Below are 18,372 nucleotides of genomic sequence, written 5' to 3'. Positions count from 1 at the left end.
ATCGTAAACCGATTAAGTCAACAAAGCATCAAATGGAATATATTTAACAAGGTCGCCAGCATGGATAGCTTGTCCTGGTGGGCAATCTACTAATCCATCCCCCCAAGATGCACTGGTCAGAACACCTGAACTCTGATTAGGGAATAAGTCTAATCCACCTTGTTGATTGATTTTGACCCGCAAAAACTCATTACGTCGATCTGCTTTTAGCCAATCAAAGTCTGCCCGCATTATATACGGTGGAATCAACTTCGTTTCTCGACCTTGTAGCTTCAAAATAAAGGGGCGCACAAATAATAAGAAAGTAACGAAACTTGAAACAGGATTACCAGGCAGTCCAATAAACCAAGCCTCTCCATCTTTTGGGCTCTCAGATTTACGCACTGCTCCAAATGCCAAAGGCTTTCCAGGTTTAATCGCAATTTGCCAAAGATCAAGTCGCCCCTCAGCTGTCACTGCAGGCTTGATATGATCCTCTTCACCTACAGAGACACCACCGGAAGTCAGAATGAGATCGTGATCTTTACTTGCTTTACGTAAAGCATCACGCGTAGCATCCAATCGATCAGGCACGATACCCAAATCCGTTGCATCACATCCTAGAGATCTTAAGCAAGCTAATAAAGTATCGCGGTTCGAGTTATAGATACCACCGGGTTTCAGCGGCTCACCAGGAAGCGATAGTTCATCACCTGTGAAGAATGCAGCGACTTTGACTCTACGTATAACCTTGAGATGCGTTAAGCCAGCAGATGCAGCGACACCCAGCTCTTGTGGGCGCAAGAAAGTACCCGCAGTTAGTGCTGTCTTACCAGTCTTTAAATCTTCACCCTTACAACGAATCCATTGGCCTGCTTGAGGAACAACATTTACCTGCACATGATCAACTGATCCTTCGCTCATCGCACAGTCTTCTTGCATAACCACTGCATCTGCACCTAGAGGGACTGGGGCTCCAGTGAAGATACGGGCAGCAGTTCCTACTTGGAGCTCTGTTCCAACTGATCCTGCCGGAATGCGTTGTGCAATCTTCAGCTTTTGCCCTGGAGTGCTAGTGTCAGCGCAACGGACTGCATAGCCATCCATTGAAGTGTTATCCAGTGGTGGAACATCGACTAGGCTATTCACGTTTTCAGCAAGAACACGGCCTAATGTGGCCTGCATTGGAACAATTTCAGTCTCAGCAACTGGCTTAGCATGTGAGAGTAAATGTTCCAGCGCCTGCTGTGCGGTCAACATAGGAGGCTTGGTCGTCATGATTGGGTTAGGCGAGATGCGAAGTGATGAAGGCTTTGACCTGATTCACATCAGCATCGATATTTTCTACGCGTTGGGGCTTAGATTTGATGTCCTTAAATGTAGCAGGGCATTCAGCTGGCCGACCCAAGGCTTCTTGAATGGTTTCTTCAAACTTTATTGGTAGGGCAGTCTCGAGCACTAGCATTGGTATTCCCTCTTGGAGATGCTCTCTTGCTACTTTGACGCCATCAGCAGTGTGAGTGTCAATCATGACACCATAGCGCTTCTCAATATCACGGATCGTCTCTAGACGGTTTACATGAGTACTTCGGCCCGACTGAAAGCCATACTTTCCAATTTCTTGAAAAATAATGTCCTTAGATATCTCAAAGCCACCAGTCTCATCTACCTGCTTAAACATACCTGCAGTTGCCTTGCCGTCTTGACTCATCAAGTCAAATACAAAACGTTCAAAATTACTGGCCTTTGAAATATCCATTGAAGGACTAGAGGTATGCAATGTTTCAGTGGACTTACGGGCACGATAAACGCCCGTACGAAAGAACTCATCAAGGACGTTATTTTCGTTGGTTGCCACTACTAAATGCTGAATAGGAAGACCCATCATACGAGCGATATGCCCCGCACAAACATTGCCAAAGTTACCAGAGGGCACTGTGAAGGATACTTTTTCGGAGCTCGATTTAGTCGCTAATAAATATCCTTGGAAGTAGTACACAACCTGTGCGACCACGCGCCCCCAGTTAATCGAATTCACTGTACCAATTTGATTCTTAGCTTTGAAAGCATGGTCGTTACTAACTGCCTTCACAATATCTTGGCAATCATCAAACACACCAGCCACTGCCAAGTTGAAAATATTAGGGTCTTGTAAGGAATACATCTGTGCAGATTGGAAGGAACTCATCTTGCCGCGTGGCGAAAGCATAAAGACCTTTACCCCCTCTTTACCGCGCATCGCGTATTCAGCGGCGCTACCAGTGTCACCAGAAGTAGCTCCTAAAATATTAAGCTGCTGATCTTTTTTCTTGAGGACGTATTCAAAAAGATTGCCTAACAATTGCATCGCCATATCTTTAAAGGCTAAAGTTGGGCCATTCGATAGACTTAAAAGCCCAATGCGAGTGCCCTGTTCTTCGCCCAACCAATGCAAAGGAGTAATGTTTTTGGCATCATCTTGCGGACGCCCGTTGCAATAAACTTCTGCGGTATAAGTCTCACGCAATAAGGTACGCAAATCATTCTCTGGAATATCGTCACAATACAAACTCAAAACTTCATAGGCTATGTCAGCATACGATAAGCCACGCCATGAATCTAATTGAGCTGCAGAAACTTGAGGGTATTGAGTTGGTAAATACAGCCCGCCATCTGGCGCTAATCCACCTAAAAGAATTTCTAAAAAAGATTGTTGTGGACTATTGCCACGAGTTGATTGGTAACGCATCTATTTTAATTAAGACAGATTTTCTAAGCGGATCTTCACTACTTCGCCTGTAACAGTCTTAAGATTCTGAATTTCTTTAATGGCAGCGATCATGTTTTTCTCTTTGGTCTCATGTGTAAGGGCAACCAAATCTGTTTGACTTTCACCTTCATCAGCCTCTTTTTGTAAAAGCGCATCAATTGACACGCTATGGGCAGCTAAAATCTTTGTGATATCTGCCAGAACGCCAGTTTGATCAGCAACACGCAAACGCAAGTAGTAGCTTGTCGTAATCTCTCCAATCGGCAATACTGGAGTGTCGTGAACTGCACCAGGCTGAAACGCCAGATATGGCACACGATGCATTACGTCCGCGCTGAGTAAGCGCGTGATATCTACCAAATCCGCAATCACAGCAGAAGCTGTTGGCTCAGAGCCAGCACCCTTGCCATAATACAAAGTCGTACCAACTGCATCACCAAAAACTTGCACTGCATTCATGGCGCCTTCCACATTAGCGATCAAACGCTTTGTAGGTATTAAGGTTGGGTGAACTCGTAACTCCACTCCAATTGCCGTTTTTTTAGCAATACCGAGTAGCTTGATGCGATAACCCAATTGCTCAGCGTAACGAATATCAATTGCAGCAAGCTTAGTGATGCCCTCTACATGAGCTTTATCAAACTGCATCGGAATACCAAAGGCAATTGCACTCATGATGGTTGCCTTATGGGCAGCGTCAACACCTTCAATATCAAAAGTAGGGTTTGCTTCAGCGTAACCCAAGCGTTGTGCTTCTTTGAGTGCGACCTCGAAGTCCAATCCTTTATCACGCATCTCAGTCAGAATGAAATTAGTTGTGCCATTGATAATCCCGGCAATCCATTCAATTCGGTTTGCAGTAAGGCCCTCACGTAAAGCCTTAATGATTGGGATACCGCCAGCCACAGCTGCTTCAAAAGCAACCATCACACCCTTAGCGTGTGCTGCTTTAAATATCTCATTACCATGCACGGCTATTAAGGCTTTATTGGCAGTAACCACATGCTTGCCAGCTGTAATTGCCTCAAGTACTAAATCTTTAGCAATGCCATAACCACCAATCAACTCAACCACGATGTCAATCTCAGGATTATTGATCACTGCACGAGCATCATTCACAATCTGTGCGCGGTCCTTAACAATTTCTTTGGCACGCTCGACATTAAGGTCTGCAACGGTATTAATGTGAATACCCCGCCCAGCACGACGTTGAATTTCATCTTGATTACGTTCGAGAACAGTGAATACACCACCACCAACAGTGCCAATACCTAATAGACCTACTTGAATCGGTTTCATGATGCCTTTGCTACGGTTAAAGAAGCCTTGCGGCCATGCTTATTACGATAACGCTCAAGAAAACGTGCAAGGCGACCAATCGCCTCTTTAAGAACATCTTCATGAGGTAAAAACACAATGCGAAAATGATCCGGCTTGGCCCAATTAAAACCAGAGCCCTGCACTAATAATACTTTTTCTTCCCTCAAGAGATCAGCAACAAATTGTTGATCATCTTCAATCGGATACATCTCAGAATCTAACTTAGGAAATAAATACAAAGCAGATTTAGGCTTTACACAAGTCACTCCAGGAATCTCTGTAATGAGCTTCCAGGCAAGATCACGTTGCCTAGCTAAACGCCCACCTTCACTCACTAAATCATTAATACTTTGATAACCACCAAGGGCAGTTTGAATCGCATACTGGCCTGGCACATTTGCACATAGGCGCATCGAAGCCAACATATTAAGACCTTCAGTATAGTCACGCACCATCTCTTTATCACCTGAAACCACCATCCAGCCTGCTCTGTAACCACATGAACGATAGTTTTTTGATAAACCATTGAAGGTAATTACAACAACATCAGTTGATAAAGAAGCCAAAGAAGTATGCTTCTCTGCGTCATATAACATCTTGTCATAGATTTCATCTGCAAATAAAATGAGTCCATTCTCGCGAGCAATTTGAGTGAGCTCTAGCAAGACTTCTTTAGAATAAATAGCCCCTGTTGGATTATTGGGATTAATCATCACAATTGCTTTGGTACGAGGTGTAATCTTTTTGCGCAAATCAGCTAAGTCAGGCGCCCAATCTTTCTCTTCATCACAAAGATAGTGCACTGGTGTACCGCCAGACAAACTCACTGCAGCAGTCCAAAGTGGATAATCGGGTGATGGCACTAGTACTTCATCGCCATCATTGAGTAAAGCATTCATTGAAATAACAATGAGCTCTGATACACCATTGCCGGTATAGACATCATCCAAAGCAACGCCTTGAATTCCTTTTTCTTGGCAATACTGCATGATCGCTTTGCGTGCAGCAAAGATCCCCTTAGAGTCGGAATAAGCAGATGCGTTACTTAAATTACGAATCATGTCGAGCTGAATCTCTTCAGGTGGATCAAAGCCAAATACCCCTACATTTCCAATGTTTAATTTGATGATTTTGTGACCCTCCTCCTCCATGCGCTGAGCGAGCTCAAGCACCGGCCCACGGATGTCGTAACAGACGTCATTGAGTTTTTGGGACTTTAGGATAGGTTTCACAATAAATTAAGGAGTAAGTTCTTGAAATCTGAGAAAAAAACAGCTAGCTATAATCTACATAATTATGACAGAGAGTCCACTTGAAGCTTCATTCTGATCCCCATTCTGGAGCCAATACGATCACGGGCTACGGGCCTGGCTATGTTGAAATTAATCAAACTCCCTATAGTCATGCAGTACTGCTGAGCTCGGATGGCGCCATCACGGCATGGCCAGTTGATTCATTTGAAGACTTAAAAGTAGACCACTTCAGCCAAATGGTGGGCTTAAAACCAGAGTTAATCCTGATTGGAACTGGAAGCCGCCAACGCTTTCCTGCTCCAGAACTACTCAAAAACCTCATTTCTGCCAAGATTGGCTTTGAAATCATGGATTCTAAAGCTGCCTGTCGCACCTACAACATCCTTGTAGGTGAGGGACGCCAAGTTCTACTAGCACTCATCGTGGAGCCTGTCTGATGCAGTTGGGAAATGTCCACCAATCCTCTCTGCTACATCCAGGGAAAATTTTGCTCATTGCTCTCATTTATGGACTGATTTGGTTTGGCACCCTTAATTACCGCCATCTCATTCCCTCTGATGAGGGACGTTATGCAGAAATGGCACGTGAAATGCTGGTCACTGGGGACTGGATTACCCCTCGCTACAACGGATATAAATATTTTGAAAAGCCACCGCTGCAAGTTTGGGCAACCGCAATCGTATTTCAAGCCTTTGGTTTAGGGGAGTGGCAAGCTCGTCTGTGGTCTGCCCTAACAGGATTTTTAACGATCCTATTGATTGGCTTTACCGGGGCGCGAATTTTTAATGCTCGAGCTGGATGGCTCAGCGCTCTAGTGCTTGCCTCAAGTCCAATGTGGGTTATTAGTGGTCACTTTAACTCCTTGGACATGGGACTTTCTGCTTTCTTAGTGAGCGCCCTGTGCAGTCTCTTATTGGCACAAACAGCAGGCAATAAAAATAGTTGTCGCAATTGGATGTGGGTTTGTTGGAGCATGATGGCTTTTGCAACCCTCTCAAAGGGTGTGATTGGTGCGGCTATACCTGCAATGGTATTTATTGCCTATTCCATTAGCGCATGGGATTGGAAAATTTGGTCACGACTGCATTTAATGAGTGGAACTATTTTGTTTTTAGTCATCACAGCACCTTGGTTTGTGTTGATATCCCTACGTAACCCAGAGTTTTTAGAATTCTTTTTTATTCATGAGCATCTGCAGCGCTTTACAAATAACGCTCATAGCAGAACAGGCCCCATCTATTATTTTGTTCCCCTGTTAATTATCGGTATATCTCCTTGGATTTTACAAATCCCAGGTGCGTTTGCTCAAGCTTTTGCTGCACGTAAACGAGAATTTTCAAGTAGTTGGTTGCTAGCATGTTGGTGTGTGGTGATTTTTGTCTTCTTCAGCCTCTCTCAATCCAAGTTGCCTGGCTACATTATTCCCATCTTCCCTGCACTAGCCCTCCTCATTGCAAGCCGATTAGATTGCCTACTGCGCAGTAACAATGGACTGGGTTTATTTTGGAAATTACAAACCTTAGGATTTGCAGTATTGGGATGCGTTGGATTCTTTTTCATTTCTGAAGTTAGCATACAAGCTAGGCCCGATGAAACTGAGGCCTATGCGCAATATGAATACTGGGTGATTGCAGCCCTCATCGCATTGATTGGCTTTAGCGCTGCAGCTTCATGGCAAAGCAAACTTCATGGTCTTCGTAGCATCTTCAGTTTTGCTAGTGGTTTTTTTCTATGCACCATCATTGCAGGCACAGGTCACGAAACTCTTGGAAGAGCGGTCTCAGGAATTGACCTTGCTACTCGAGTCAAAGCGCTTATTCCGTCCGATGCCAACATTTATTCAGTCCGGCTTTTAGACCACACGATGCCTTTCTATTTAGAAAGAACCATGATCATGGTGGAATCTCCTGATGAATTAGAGTTTGGAGTTAAACAAGATCCTTCATTGTGGATGCCCAGCCTAGATGCTTTTATGGCGCGCTGGAAAGAAGATCGAACCGCTTATGCTTTAATGGTTCCCGAGCAATATACTGCACTACAGAAGATCAATTTTCCAATGCTTGAGGTCGATCGAGACTCCCGCAGGGTAATTGTGAAACACCCGGACACTGCTAGTTCGCCTCAACAATAAAGGCTCATCATGTCAGCTTCTACGCCAGCATTTATTCCCTTTACCCGCCCCAGTTTTAATCAAGAAACGATTGATGCGGTTGCAGAAGTGCTGCGCTCTGGATGGGTGACCTCTGGCCCCAAGATGGCTGAGTTTGAGGCGGTGCTCTCGGATTACTTTGGTGGCAGGCCAGTACGCTGTTTCGCCAACGGTACTGCAACAATGAAGATTGCTTTACAAGTTGCCGGCATTGGCGAGGGCGATGAAGTGATTACCACCCCAATCTCGTGGGTGGCAACCTCAAATGTCATCTTAGGAGTCGGCGCAAAACCTATTTTTGTGGATGTTGATCCTGTCACACGCAATATCGATTTAAATAAAGTATCTATTGCAATTACTTCTAAAACTCGTGCCATCATGCCTGTCTATCTCGCGGGTCTTCCAGTCAATATGGATCAACTCTATGCCTTAGCTAAACAACACAAGCTGCGCGTGATTGAAGATGCTGCCCAGGCATTCGGATCACAGTGGAATGGAAAGAGGATTGGTAGTTTTGGCGATCTAGTAAGTTTTAGTTTTCAAGCAAATAAAAATCTCACGACCATCGAAGGTGGTTGCTTGGTATTAAACAATGCGGAAGAAGCTGCGCTTGCTGAAAAACTACGCCTGCAAGGGCTTACCCGACAAGGCATTGATGTCATGGATGTCGATGTATTGGGAGGCAAAGATAATCTCACCGATGTCAACGCAGTCATTGGCTTAGAGCAACTCAAACAACTACCCACCTATCAAACACAGCGTGCTGCTCTAGCGCGTCAATACTTTGATGTGATACGCAGCGAACTCCATTCATCCGGTCTAGATACTGTAGGTTTGGAATTACCAGTTGAAAACTTTACCGAGACGAACTGGCACATGTTTCAAGTCATTCTTCCTTTGACGCAATTAACCGTAGATCGCGCCCAAGTCATGACCGAATTAAAAGAGCTTGGAATTGGTACAGGGGTTCATTACCCCATCATTACGGGTTTCACGCTTTACAAGAACTTAGGCTATAAAACAGCGGATACGCCTCATGCACAGCGTATAGGGAGCTCTATTCTGACCCTGCCCCTATTCCCAGCAATGAAGGATGAAGATATTGGCCGCATAGTCAAGGGATTAGCAGGAATACTCTCAAAATACCGTAAAAACTAGGGTTCTTTGGAGCAAGCCCCAAGATCAGGCAAAATTGCGTTATGACCGCACATTTAGACGCTGATCCAAAGCTGAGCATTATTGTCCCCATATACAACGAGGAAGATGGTCTACAAGCTTTATTCCATCGCCTCTACCCCGCTCTAGACGCCGTAGCGGTTAAGCACAATATTAGCTACGAAATCGTCTTCATCAATGATGGTAGCAAAGATCGCTCTGCTGGCATCCTGGCCAAACAAGTAGAACTTCGTCCCGATGTGACTCGCGCTGTTTTATTCCATAGTAACTTTGGTCAACATATGGCCATCATGGCAGGCTTTGAATACGCAAGAGGTGAGTACATTATTACCTTGGATGCGGACCTACAAAACCCGCCTGAAGAAATTGACGCATTGACAGAGCAATTACTAAAGGGTCATGATTACGTTGGCACTATTCGGGTCCATCGTCGTGATAGTTTCTTTAGAAAGCTTGCTTCACGCGCCATGAACCGTTTGCGCGAAAGAATTACCCACATTACGATGACTGATCAAGGCTGCATGTTACGTGGCTACAGCCGTCGCATTATTGACTTAGTGCGTCAATGTGATGAAAGTAATACTTTTATACCTGCCTTGGCTTACACCTTTGCATCAAACCCAACAGAAATTTCGGTAAAGCATGAAGAGCGTTTTGCTGGAGAATCTAAATACACTCTCTATCAACTGATTCGCCTCAATTTTGATTTGGTGACTGGTTTCTCAGTCATGCCTTTGCAAATCTTTTCTATTTTAGGGATGCTCCTCTCTCTAGCTGCAGGCAGCCTCTTTGCTTATCTCCTGTTCCGTCGCTTTCTCCTGGGCGCAGAAGTTGAGGGAGTCTTTACTTTATTTGCGCTTACCTTCTTCCTGATTGGGGTGATGCTTTTTGGTTTGGGTTTATTAGGCGAATACATTGGACGTATTTATCAGCAAGTCAGAAAACGCCCGAGATATGTCGTGCAAACTGTCTTAGAGAAAAAATAATTGCGCGCCGTCGTCTTCGCTTATCACGATGTAGGTGTTAATTGCCTAAAAGCACTTCTAGTAGCAGGAATCCAAATTGACTTAGTGGTCACTCATGAAGATGATCCGAATGAGAACGTTTGGTTTAGAAGCGTCAGTAAGCTTTGTGCTGAGAAACATATCCCTTATGTGACGCCGAGCGCAACCGAGTTACCCAACTTGATTCCTCAGCTCCAGACTCTTAACCCAGACTATATTTTCTCTTTTTATTACCGCAATATGATTCCTGCTGAAATCTTGGCTTGCGCAAAAATTGCAGCCTTGAATATGCATGGCTCTTTATTGCCAAAATATCGGGGTCGCGCACCAGTCAATTGGGCCATTCTTCATGGTGAAACAAAAACAGGTGCCACTTTGCACCTTATGGAAATGAAGCCTGATGCTGGTGACATTGTGGGTCAAGCAGAAGTCGATATTGGTCCAGATGAAACCGCAACTGAGGTATTTACCAAAGTGAGCCGAGCTGCAGTAAAAGTAATGAATACCGTACTACCCCAACTGATCCACGGCAATGTGCCACGGAAGGCAAATCCCTTATCCCAAGGGAGCTATTTTGGAGGCAGAAAACCTGCCGATGGGCAGATTTGCTGGGACCAAACCGCATTTGAAGTCCATAACCTGGTGCGGGCCGTGGCACCCCCTTATCCAGGGGCATTCACAGACTGGCAGGGCCAAACCATGATAGTTGTGCGTTCTAGCCTCACAGGACCCTTTCCAGAGAAGCTCGATCTTGGGGCTTGCGGCATCCAAGTGGTTGATAATCGAGTATTCGGTATTTGTGGTGACCATACAGTCATTGAAATCTTGGAATGGTTTCCAGCAAAAACACATTAGATTGAAACGAGGCAGTAAAGATGAAAAAAGTACTCATCCTTGGGGTAAACGGCTTTATCGGCCACCACCTCTCAAAACGCATTCTGGAGACGACTGATTGGGACGTTTATGGCATGGATATGCAACATGATCGCCTAGGTGATTTAGTCAAACATCCACGCATGCATTTCTTTGAGGGTGATATCACCATCAATAAGGAATGGGTCGAATATCACATTCGTAAATGCGATGTCATCCTCCCATTAGTTGCGATTGCCACTCCCGCAACCTATGTACAACAACCACTTAAAGTATTTGAGCTTGATTTTGAAGCCAACCTTCCGATCGTTCGCTCTGCTGTGAAATACAAAAAGCATTTGGTTTTCCCGTCGACCTCTGAGGTCTATGGCATGTCCGAAGACAGTGAGTTTGATCCCTCTAAATCCAATATGGTTTATGGACCAATCAATAAGCCACGTTGGATTTATGCCTGCTCTAAGCAATTAATGGATCGCGTCATTTGGGGCTATGGGATGGAGGGACTACGCTTTACCCTCTTCCGTCCATTTAATTGGATTGGACCTGGTCTCGACAGTATCTATACCGCAAAAGAAGGTTCTTCACGAGTGGTTACTCAGTTCTTAGGTCACATCGTACGCGGTGAACCGATTAATTTAGTGGATGGTGGCGCCCAAAAAAGGGCATTTACCTATGTCGATGATGGTATCGATGCATTGATGTGCATTATTGATAATAAAGATGGCATTGCTAATGGCAAGATCTATAACATCGGCAATCCAAAGAACAATCATTCTATTCGTGACCTCGCCAATCAAATGCTAGAGATCGCACGCAGTATTCCTGAATATGCCAAGATGGCAAATGAAGTAAAAATTCTAGAAACTACTTCTGGTGCTTACTATGGTGAAGGTTACCAGGACGTACAAAACCGAGTGCCGGCTATCGACAACACCATGAGTGAATTGGGTTGGAAGCCAAGCACCACGATGACTGATGCGCTCAAGAATATATTTGAAGCCTATCGTCAGGATGTGGAAAAAGCACGCCACCTTGTTGATACCGAATAGCACAGCAGTCCATGGCCAAAATTGCACTAAAGGTAGATATCGATACCTTACGCGGAACTAAAGAAGGTGCGCCTAATTTAGCTCGCAGCCTCGAGCGCTTTGGTTTAAAAGCAACTTTCTTATTTAGCCTCGGACCAGATCATACGGGCTGGGCATTAAAGCGTGTTTTCCGTCCTGGTTTTTTGAAAAAAGTCAGCCGCACTTCAGTAGTTGAGCATTATGGAATTAAGACTTTACTTTATGGTGTATTGCTACCCGGCCCTGATATCGGCAAACAAGCAGCTGCACAAATGCGTGCAATCGATCAAGCAGGTCACGAAGCAGGAATTCATGCATGGGATCATGTAGCTTGGCACGATCAGGTTCGCCATCAAAGCCCAAATTGGACTCGCGCAATGATGCAAAAAAGTTGGGATCGATTTTTAGAAGTCTTTGGGCATCCTCCAAAAACGTATGGCGCAGCTGGTTGGCAAATGAATGAAACTGCTCTTGAACAACTGGATCAATGGGGTATTCAATATTCATCAGACGGCAGAGCCGAACCCAATCTGATTCCTTATCGCCTAAGCTTACCGTCTGGTAAAGCGAAGCATGTTCAATATCCTACAACCCTCCCTACCCTAGATGAGTTAATTGGCGTGGATGATGCTGATGACTTTGCAGCAGTAGACAAGTTGTTAGCCATGACCCAAAGCAATCCAAACGATCAAGTGTTTACTCTACATGCTGAATTAGAAGGCCAAAAGCTATTACCCGCCTTTGAAAAACTCATCATGGGCTGGCTTAAACAGGGTCACGACCTAGTAACCATGGGCAAACTCCATCAATCTTGGGAAGCGACCAAACAACTCGATAAAATAGCTGTATTGCCACTGACTTGGGGTGAAATCCCCAATCGAAGTGGTGACCTCATTATTCAGAACAACGTAAACCAATAGACACAATAACTAACAAAGGATCATCATGACAGTCGCTATCGGTCAACCTATTCCCTCCTGCGCTGTACCAGCAACTTCTGGGCTGACTTTTACCCCAGCCTCTGCTCAAGGAAAAAAATTGGTGATCTATTTTTACCCAAAAGATATGACTCCAGGCTGCACTGCAGAATCAGGTGAATTTAGAGACAATATTGACGCCTTTAATAAAGCCAATACATTAGTCGTAGGGGTTTCTCGCGACAGCTTAAAGTCACATGACAACTTCCGCAGCAAGTTACAGCTACCCTTCGAATTGATTGCCGACACCGAAGAAAAGCTCTGCCAATTATTTGGCGTTATGAAAATGAAGAATATGTATGGCAAGCAAGTCCGCGGGGTTGAGCGAAGCACCTTCCTCTTTGACTCCTCGGGCAAGCTTGTAAAAGAGTGGCGCGGCCTAAAAGTACCGGGCCATGTGACAGAGGTATTACAAGCAGCCCAAACCATAAAATAATTTTTATAATAATTTCTCTGCTAGCTCTTGCAAAGTGTGAAAAATGGGGTAAAGTAAATCTATATGCACCGTAAGCGACGGGAAAGTCTGACGATCCATTTGAATCAGGGACCTGAATATTTCAGAACAGGTTTGGAGACTAACCCCCGCCATTTTTTAGACTTCGCTGTAACCCGTTTCGTAATAAACCGTCAAAGCACTCCGCTTGGCGGTTTTTTCTTTTAGGAGAGTCTGTATGCCATTGCCCCCCATTCCAACTCAAATTGCTGGTCAAGTGAAACTTAACCGAAAAGAGACTCCAGACTTAAAGAAACGTCCTGCACCAGCAAAACCAGTAGTAATGGAAACTTCTGATTGGGCCAATGATGCTGAAGAAGACTTATCAGCAGCTGAGCTTGCTTTGGAAAAAATTCAGAGTAATCACCGCTCAATAGATGGCGATAAACAAGAATCTATTCCAGCAAAACCAAAACGGGTTGTACGAACTGGCCCGCCAAGCTTATTTGTCTTAGATACCAATGTTTTAATGCACGATCCAAGTTCGCTGTTCCGTTTTTCAGAGCATGATTTATATTTACCAATGACTACGCTTGAAGAGCTGGACAATCATAAAAAAGGAATGACAGAGGTTGCGCGCAATGCCCGAACCGTCAGTCGATCTTTAGATCAGCTAATTGGCGGAACCAGCGGCACTTTGGATGATGGTATCCCTCTTAATAAGCTTGGCAACCAAGATGTATCAGGCCGCCTCTTCTTCCAAACCAAACTGTCGACTCAAGCTCTCCCTGAAGGCCTGCCGGAAGGTAAGGGTGACAACCTGATTCTGGCGGTAGTCAGCGAACTACAAAAAACCCGCCAGGGTCAAGAGGTAGTGTTGGTATCCAAAGATATCAACATGCGAATCAAAGCACGAGCTCTAGGTTTACCAGCTGAAGATTACTTTAATGACCAAGTACTAGAAGATCGTGACTTAATGTACTCAGGGGTTATGAGCTTGCCTGCAGACTTCTGGCCTAAACATGGTAAGGATATGGAAAGCTGGGCAGATTCTAAATCAGGCACTATGTTTTACCGAGTGACTGGCCCTTCAGTACGTGGCATGTTGGTCAATCAATTTGTATATCAAGAAAATCCTGATGGTTCAACACCGTTTTATGCCCAGGTACGAGAAATCAATGGTAAAACTGCGCTGCTGCAAACTCTCAGAGACTTTTCTCACCAGAAAAATAATGTTTGGAGTGTGACTGCCCGTAATCGTGAGCAAAACTTTGCCATGAACCTGCTCATGAATCCTGATATCGATTTTGTGACCCTCTTAGGTCAAGCGGGTACTGGTAAAACTTTATTAGCCCTAGCTGCTGGCCTCGAGCAAGTATTGGATAGTAAACGCTATAACGAGATCATTATTACTCGTGCAACTGTCCCGGTAGGCGAAGATATTGGCTTCCTACCAGGCACCGAAGAAGAAAAAATGCAGCCTTGGATGGGTGCATTTGATGACAACCTTGAAGTTCTTCAACGTAATGATGACAGTGCCGGAGAATGGGGTCGGGCTGCTACTCAAGAACTGATCCGTTCACGCATCAAAGTCAAAAGCATGAACTTCATGCGCGGGAGAACTTTTGTAAGTAAGTTTCTCATCATCGATGAGGCTCAAAACTTAACACCAAAGCAAATGAAAACCTTGGTTACCCGTGCAGGTCCAGGAACCAAGATTATTTGTTTAGGTAACATTGCTCAGATTGATACCCCTTACCTCACCGAGGGCTCATCTGGTCTGACTTATGTAGTTGATCGTTTCAAGGGTTGGCGTCATAGTGGGCATGTCACTCTAGCGCGCGGCGAGCGTTCACGTCTTGCGGATCATGCTGCAGAGGCCCTTTAATCAATCTCGCTCATGCCGCACTCTCATTGGGTGCGGCATTTTTATTTGCGCCTTACTGATCCTAAATGGCTGTAGTACTTTTAGCGGTAGATCAGCCGGCTCCAAAGTGGGTCAATTTAAACAAGATACCAGTGTTGGCACTGAAGATATTTCCATTGCTGCTGTTGGCCTAGTTGGAGTGCCCTATCGCTATGGAGGCAATAATCCCAAAGCAGGGTTTGACTGTAGCGGTCTAATAGGCTATGTGTATCTCAAATCAGCCGATATCAAACTACCTCGTACCATTCAAGAGATGAGTACTAGAGGTCAAAGTATTGATGATCAAGCGCCTGCTCCAGGAGATCTGGTGTTCTTCAATACTACAGGTGGTAAGTACTCTCATGCAGGAATTTATGTAGGCAAAGGCCGATTTGTTCACGCACCTAGTTCTGGTGGCACAGTGCGACTAGAGCAAATTGAAAGTCCTTATTGGGCTTCAAGATTTACTGAAGCCCGAAGATTAGTAGCGAGCTCTCAATAAATTTTAGAAAGGCTCGTATCCACCTGAAGAGTAGCCAATCTGACCCATCGCTAAATTATCAAACTTAGTATACGGACCTTGCCAGCTTAGGCGCACAGTACCAATTGGTCCATTACGCTGTTTGCCAATGATGATCTCTGCCATGCCTTTATCAGTAGTCGTATCGGGGTGATATACCTCATCACGATAGATAAACATAATTAAGTCAGCATCCTGCTCGATCGCACCTGACTCGCGTAAATCCGACATGATTGGGCGCTTATTAGGGCGCTGCTCAAGACCACGGTTTAACTGTGACAAAGCTACGACAGGACACTGTAATTCTTTAGCGAGTGATTTGAGTGAGCGTGAAATCTCAGAAATCTCAGTCGCGCGGTTCTCAGAGCCGGAGCCGCTCATCAACTGCAAATAGTCAACGACCACTAAACCAAGAGTGCCACCAAAGTTTCTGGCAATACGTCGTGCTCGTGCGCGTAACTCTAAGCTTGATAAAGAGCCAGTTTCATCGATCAAAATTTGAGTATTACTTAAACGCGCAATGGCTTCGGTGACCCGTGGCCACTCATCATCTTGTAATTTACCAGTACGCATACGACTTTGATCAACACGCCCTACCGATCCAAGTAAGCGTGAGGCTAATTGCTCTCCCGACATTTCCATGGAAAAAATAACAACTGGTAAACCTTCAGCTAAGGCTACGTTTTCTGCAATATTGAGTGCGAACGCAGTGTTATGGGTCACTACATAATCATTTGTTATGTAAGTTCTATCTGGGTGGCTTACTGAAATACATTGCGCTTCCTCAACCCTAGATAATTCAATACTTTTAAATGAAATTCTACGTTGACGATCCCATCTTGCTCTGAGTCTTTCTTTCTTTTCAGGCAAAGTGAATGCTTGAAAACCAGGGCCAAAGCTCATATTGAGAATATAAGCTAAGCGACCCTGTTTCTTTTCGCCCTGATAGGTATAACTAGTCTGTTTGTGCGCGATTGAGCAAAAACCGCCCAATGATCTCGCAAGAGATGCAACATCTTCTGATAATTGTTTGCTTACTGTACAAAAACGAATAGAACCCCACTTCTCAATCCAGCCATCGGTATCCATCAGACCCTGAAACAGCGCGAGACGGGAGTTCTTATTTGCTTCAAGATAAGTGACGGGAATGTATTTATCAAAACTTCTACATCCTAGAACACCTAAATCTTGCAAGGCAGAGCGGAAATAATTTGTTGGCACGGGCTGACGTTGGCCATTAGCAGCGATTCTAGCTTTGGAGACCAATCTCCAGTCATATGCGTTGGAATGAACCAACTCCATCTCATAGCCAGCTAAGGCATTCATACGATCAATAAGCTCGGGAGATTTGGCGGAGAACGAAACGCTCCCATGAGACAGGGCTAAAGTGCCATCACCAAGCAATGCACCCAAAACCCATGGGTTAATTGGCAATGCATTTGAATGACCAAAATCACCTGAAACGGGATCTATCCAAAGACGGTTCTTGTAGCGAACACAAGAGAGCATTTCCATTAAACGCACAGTATTAATGACTTTGGGTGCATCCCAATCGCGATACATGACGCACCATAGATGCTCATCGCAGCACTCAGCTTCACGACCATCAGAGAAAGTCACTTTGTATATTTGCTTACTACCTTGCGGATAAATACCAGTCACCATAGAGTGCTGACCATCGACAGAGGCAAGTCGATCACCAAAATGCAAATCGCCCATCAACTTCCAACCATCAACCGTTTTTACTTTGGCATCTAGTGGCTGCGCCTTGCCCATCGAGGGCCTTCCAGCAACAATCACTAAATCGCCTTTTTGAAGGCCACTAGTCTGCTTATCTAAATCTATAAAGCCAGTAGCAATACCAGTGATGTCGCTGCCGCCTTGGCGGTTGTAAAGCTCATCAATTCGGGCTACCACTGAACGCAGGAGCGGCTCAATTTCAAGATAGTCTGCTTTGCGACTTCCCTCTTCACCGATTTGCAAAATGCGAGACTCTGCTTCGTCAAGCAGGGTTCTAACGGTGCGCCCCTCAGTCACAAATGCAGAGTTCACAATACTGTCGGAAACTTCGATTAGGCGACGCAAAATACTGCGATCGCGAACGATATCAGCGTAGCCCTTGATGTTTGCTGCGCTTGGTGTGTTTTGCGCTAAAGAATTGAGGTAATCAATTCCTACTAAGTCGCCACCTTGCTCTGACTTAACGGATTCATGAACCGTAATAACGTCAGCAGGATGATTGTCGCCAACCAATCGGGCAATGACCTTATAAATCAGGGCATGCTCTGGGCGATAGAAATCTTTATCGCTTAATACCCCTCCCAGGTTATCCCAGGCTGAGTTATCAATCAGTAGACCGCCAAGCAATGACTGCTCAGCCTCCACAGAATGAGGCGGAACTTTTAAAGCCTGCACGACTGCATCCCCAGGACCCGTCATGCCGGGATTCAGCGTAACGGAACGTGAACGGGATTCAGCCATGAGGCTAGTTTACAGAATGAAAACTTAAGCTTGCTCGCCAACTACACGAATAGTGATATCAGCAACAACATCGGTATGAACTGCAACCGCTACTGGATGATCACCAACCATTTTCAATGGGCCAGTAGGCATACGAATGAATGACTTCTCAATCGTAAAGCCTTTAGCTTTTAATGCATCAGCGATGTCATGGTTGGTTACAGAGCCAAACAAACGACCGTCAACACCAGCTTTTTGACCGATTTCGAGAACCAAGTCTTTCAACTTTGTGCCAACCGCCTGTGCAGCAGCCAATTTCTCAGCAGCCAATTGTTCTAACTCAGCACGACGAGTTGCAAAATCAGCGATAGCTGCTTCAGTTGCACGACGAGCTTTACGTTGCGGGATTAAAAAATTACGAGCGAAACCGTCTTTAACGCGAACTACGTCACCGAGGTTGCCCAAGTTTGTTACTTTTTCTAAAAGAATGATTTGCATTGAGGGCT

Annotated in this window: 16 protein-coding genes; 10 read left to right on the top strand and 6 right to left on the bottom strand. The window is 45.0% G+C overall.

What is annotated here, in order from left to right; genetic code table 11:
* Positions 1 to 12: 12 nt before the first annotated feature.
* Genes ABWP14_RS00955 through ABWP14_RS00940 form a run of 4 tightly spaced genes read right to left on the bottom strand, consistent with a single transcriptional unit; the run spans position 13 to position 5,280 of the window.
* Positions 13 to 1,239 (bottom strand): molybdopterin molybdotransferase MoeA, encoded by a 1,227-nt coding sequence (locus ABWP14_RS00955; RefSeq protein WP_353201433.1) that lies wholly within the window; start codon positions 1,237 to 1,239, stop codon positions 13 to 15.
* A 25-nt stretch (positions 1,240 to 1,264) separates the two neighbouring features.
* Positions 1,265 to 2,707, bottom strand: coding sequence for a threonine synthase (gene thrC, locus ABWP14_RS00950; RefSeq protein ID WP_353201100.1), 1,443 nt, complete (start codon positions 2,705 to 2,707; stop codon positions 1,265 to 1,267).
* 9 nt (positions 2,708 to 2,716) lie between these two features.
* Positions 2,717 to 4,027: a homoserine dehydrogenase gene (locus ABWP14_RS00945; protein ID WP_353201099.1), complete on the bottom strand. Its 1,311-nt coding sequence runs from the start codon at positions 4,025 to 4,027 to the stop codon at positions 2,717 to 2,719.
* On the bottom strand, positions 4,024 to 5,280 hold the full coding sequence (locus ABWP14_RS00940; RefSeq protein ID WP_353201098.1) for a pyridoxal phosphate-dependent aminotransferase: 1,257 nt from the start codon (positions 5,278 to 5,280) through the stop codon (positions 4,024 to 4,026). The genes ABWP14_RS00945 and ABWP14_RS00940 overlap by 4 nt, the downstream gene beginning before the upstream one ends.
* Before the next feature lie 80 nt (positions 5,281 to 5,360).
* On the opposite strand from ABWP14_RS00940, the gene ABWP14_RS00935 reads away from it, so the two are divergent.
* The 10 genes from ABWP14_RS00935 (at position 5,361) to ABWP14_RS00890 (ending at position 15,388) form a co-directional block, all read left to right on the top strand.
* Positions 5,361 to 5,738 carry an Mth938-like domain-containing protein gene (locus ABWP14_RS00935; RefSeq protein ID WP_353201097.1) on the top strand — a complete coding sequence of 126 codons (378 nt, stop codon included), beginning with the start codon at positions 5,361 to 5,363 and terminating at the stop codon, positions 5,736 to 5,738.
* A gap of 50 nt (positions 5,739 to 5,788) precedes the next feature.
* Positions 5,789 to 7,432 (top strand): glycosyltransferase family 39 protein, encoded by a 1,644-nt coding sequence (locus ABWP14_RS00930; protein WP_353201096.1) that lies wholly within the window; start codon positions 5,789 to 5,791, stop codon positions 7,430 to 7,432.
* 9 nt (positions 7,433 to 7,441) lie between these two features.
* The gene (locus ABWP14_RS00925) at positions 7,442 to 8,608 is read left to right on the top strand and encodes a DegT/DnrJ/EryC1/StrS family aminotransferase (protein ID WP_353201095.1); all 1,167 of its coding nucleotides are present in this window, start codon (positions 7,442 to 7,444) and stop codon (positions 8,606 to 8,608) included.
* A 41-nt stretch (positions 8,609 to 8,649) separates the two neighbouring features.
* The gene (locus ABWP14_RS00920) at positions 8,650 to 9,612 is read left to right on the top strand and encodes a glycosyltransferase (protein WP_353201094.1); all 963 of its coding nucleotides are present in this window, start codon (positions 8,650 to 8,652) and stop codon (positions 9,610 to 9,612) included.
* The gene (locus tag ABWP14_RS00915) at positions 9,613 to 10,485 is read left to right on the top strand and encodes a formyltransferase (protein ID WP_353201093.1); all 873 of its coding nucleotides are present in this window, start codon (positions 9,613 to 9,615) and stop codon (positions 10,483 to 10,485) included. It abuts the gene before it with no gap.
* A 20-nt stretch (positions 10,486 to 10,505) separates the two neighbouring features.
* Positions 10,506 to 11,552, top strand: coding sequence for a bifunctional UDP-4-keto-pentose/UDP-xylose synthase (locus ABWP14_RS00910; protein ID WP_353201092.1), 1,047 nt, complete (start codon positions 10,506 to 10,508; stop codon positions 11,550 to 11,552).
* 11 nt (positions 11,553 to 11,563) lie between these two features.
* Entirely contained in the window at positions 11,564 to 12,490 is a 927-nt protein-coding gene (locus tag ABWP14_RS00905; protein WP_353201091.1) for a polysaccharide deacetylase family protein, read from the top strand.
* A gap of 25 nt (positions 12,491 to 12,515) precedes the next feature.
* Positions 12,516 to 12,983, top strand: coding sequence for a peroxiredoxin (locus tag ABWP14_RS00900; protein WP_353201090.1), 468 nt, complete (start codon positions 12,516 to 12,518; stop codon positions 12,981 to 12,983).
* A 235-nt stretch (positions 12,984 to 13,218) separates the two neighbouring features.
* The gene (locus ABWP14_RS00895) at positions 13,219 to 14,868 is read left to right on the top strand and encodes a PhoH family protein (protein ID WP_353201089.1); all 1,650 of its coding nucleotides are present in this window, start codon (positions 13,219 to 13,221) and stop codon (positions 14,866 to 14,868) included.
* Positions 14,849 to 15,388, top strand: coding sequence for a C40 family peptidase (locus ABWP14_RS00890; RefSeq protein ID WP_353201088.1), 540 nt, complete (start codon positions 14,849 to 14,851; stop codon positions 15,386 to 15,388). Before ABWP14_RS00895 ends, ABWP14_RS00890 begins: the two co-directional genes overlap by 20 nt.
* A 3-nt stretch (positions 15,389 to 15,391) precedes the next feature.
* Here ABWP14_RS00890 and dnaB read toward each other — a convergent pair whose 3' ends face one another.
* Together dnaB and rplI are read right to left on the bottom strand one after the other, a co-directional pair.
* Positions 15,392 to 17,845, bottom strand: coding sequence for a replicative DNA helicase (gene dnaB, locus ABWP14_RS00885; protein ID WP_353201432.1), 2,454 nt, complete (start codon positions 17,843 to 17,845; stop codon positions 15,392 to 15,394).
* Between the two features lie 66 nt (positions 17,846 to 17,911).
* On the bottom strand, positions 17,912 to 18,364 hold the full coding sequence (gene rplI / locus ABWP14_RS00880) for a 50S ribosomal protein L9 (protein WP_353201087.1): 453 nt from the start codon (positions 18,362 to 18,364) through the stop codon (positions 17,912 to 17,914).
* Between the last annotated feature and the right edge of the window lie 8 nt (positions 18,365 to 18,372).

The sequence above is a fragment of the Polynucleobacter sp. genome, from assembly GCF_040400325.1.
In the GTDB taxonomy this organism is placed as follows: domain Bacteria; phylum Pseudomonadota; class Gammaproteobacteria; order Burkholderiales; family Burkholderiaceae; genus Polynucleobacter.
Note: the sequence above shows the minus strand (reverse complement) of the source record. Positions and strands in the feature narration are given on the sequence as shown.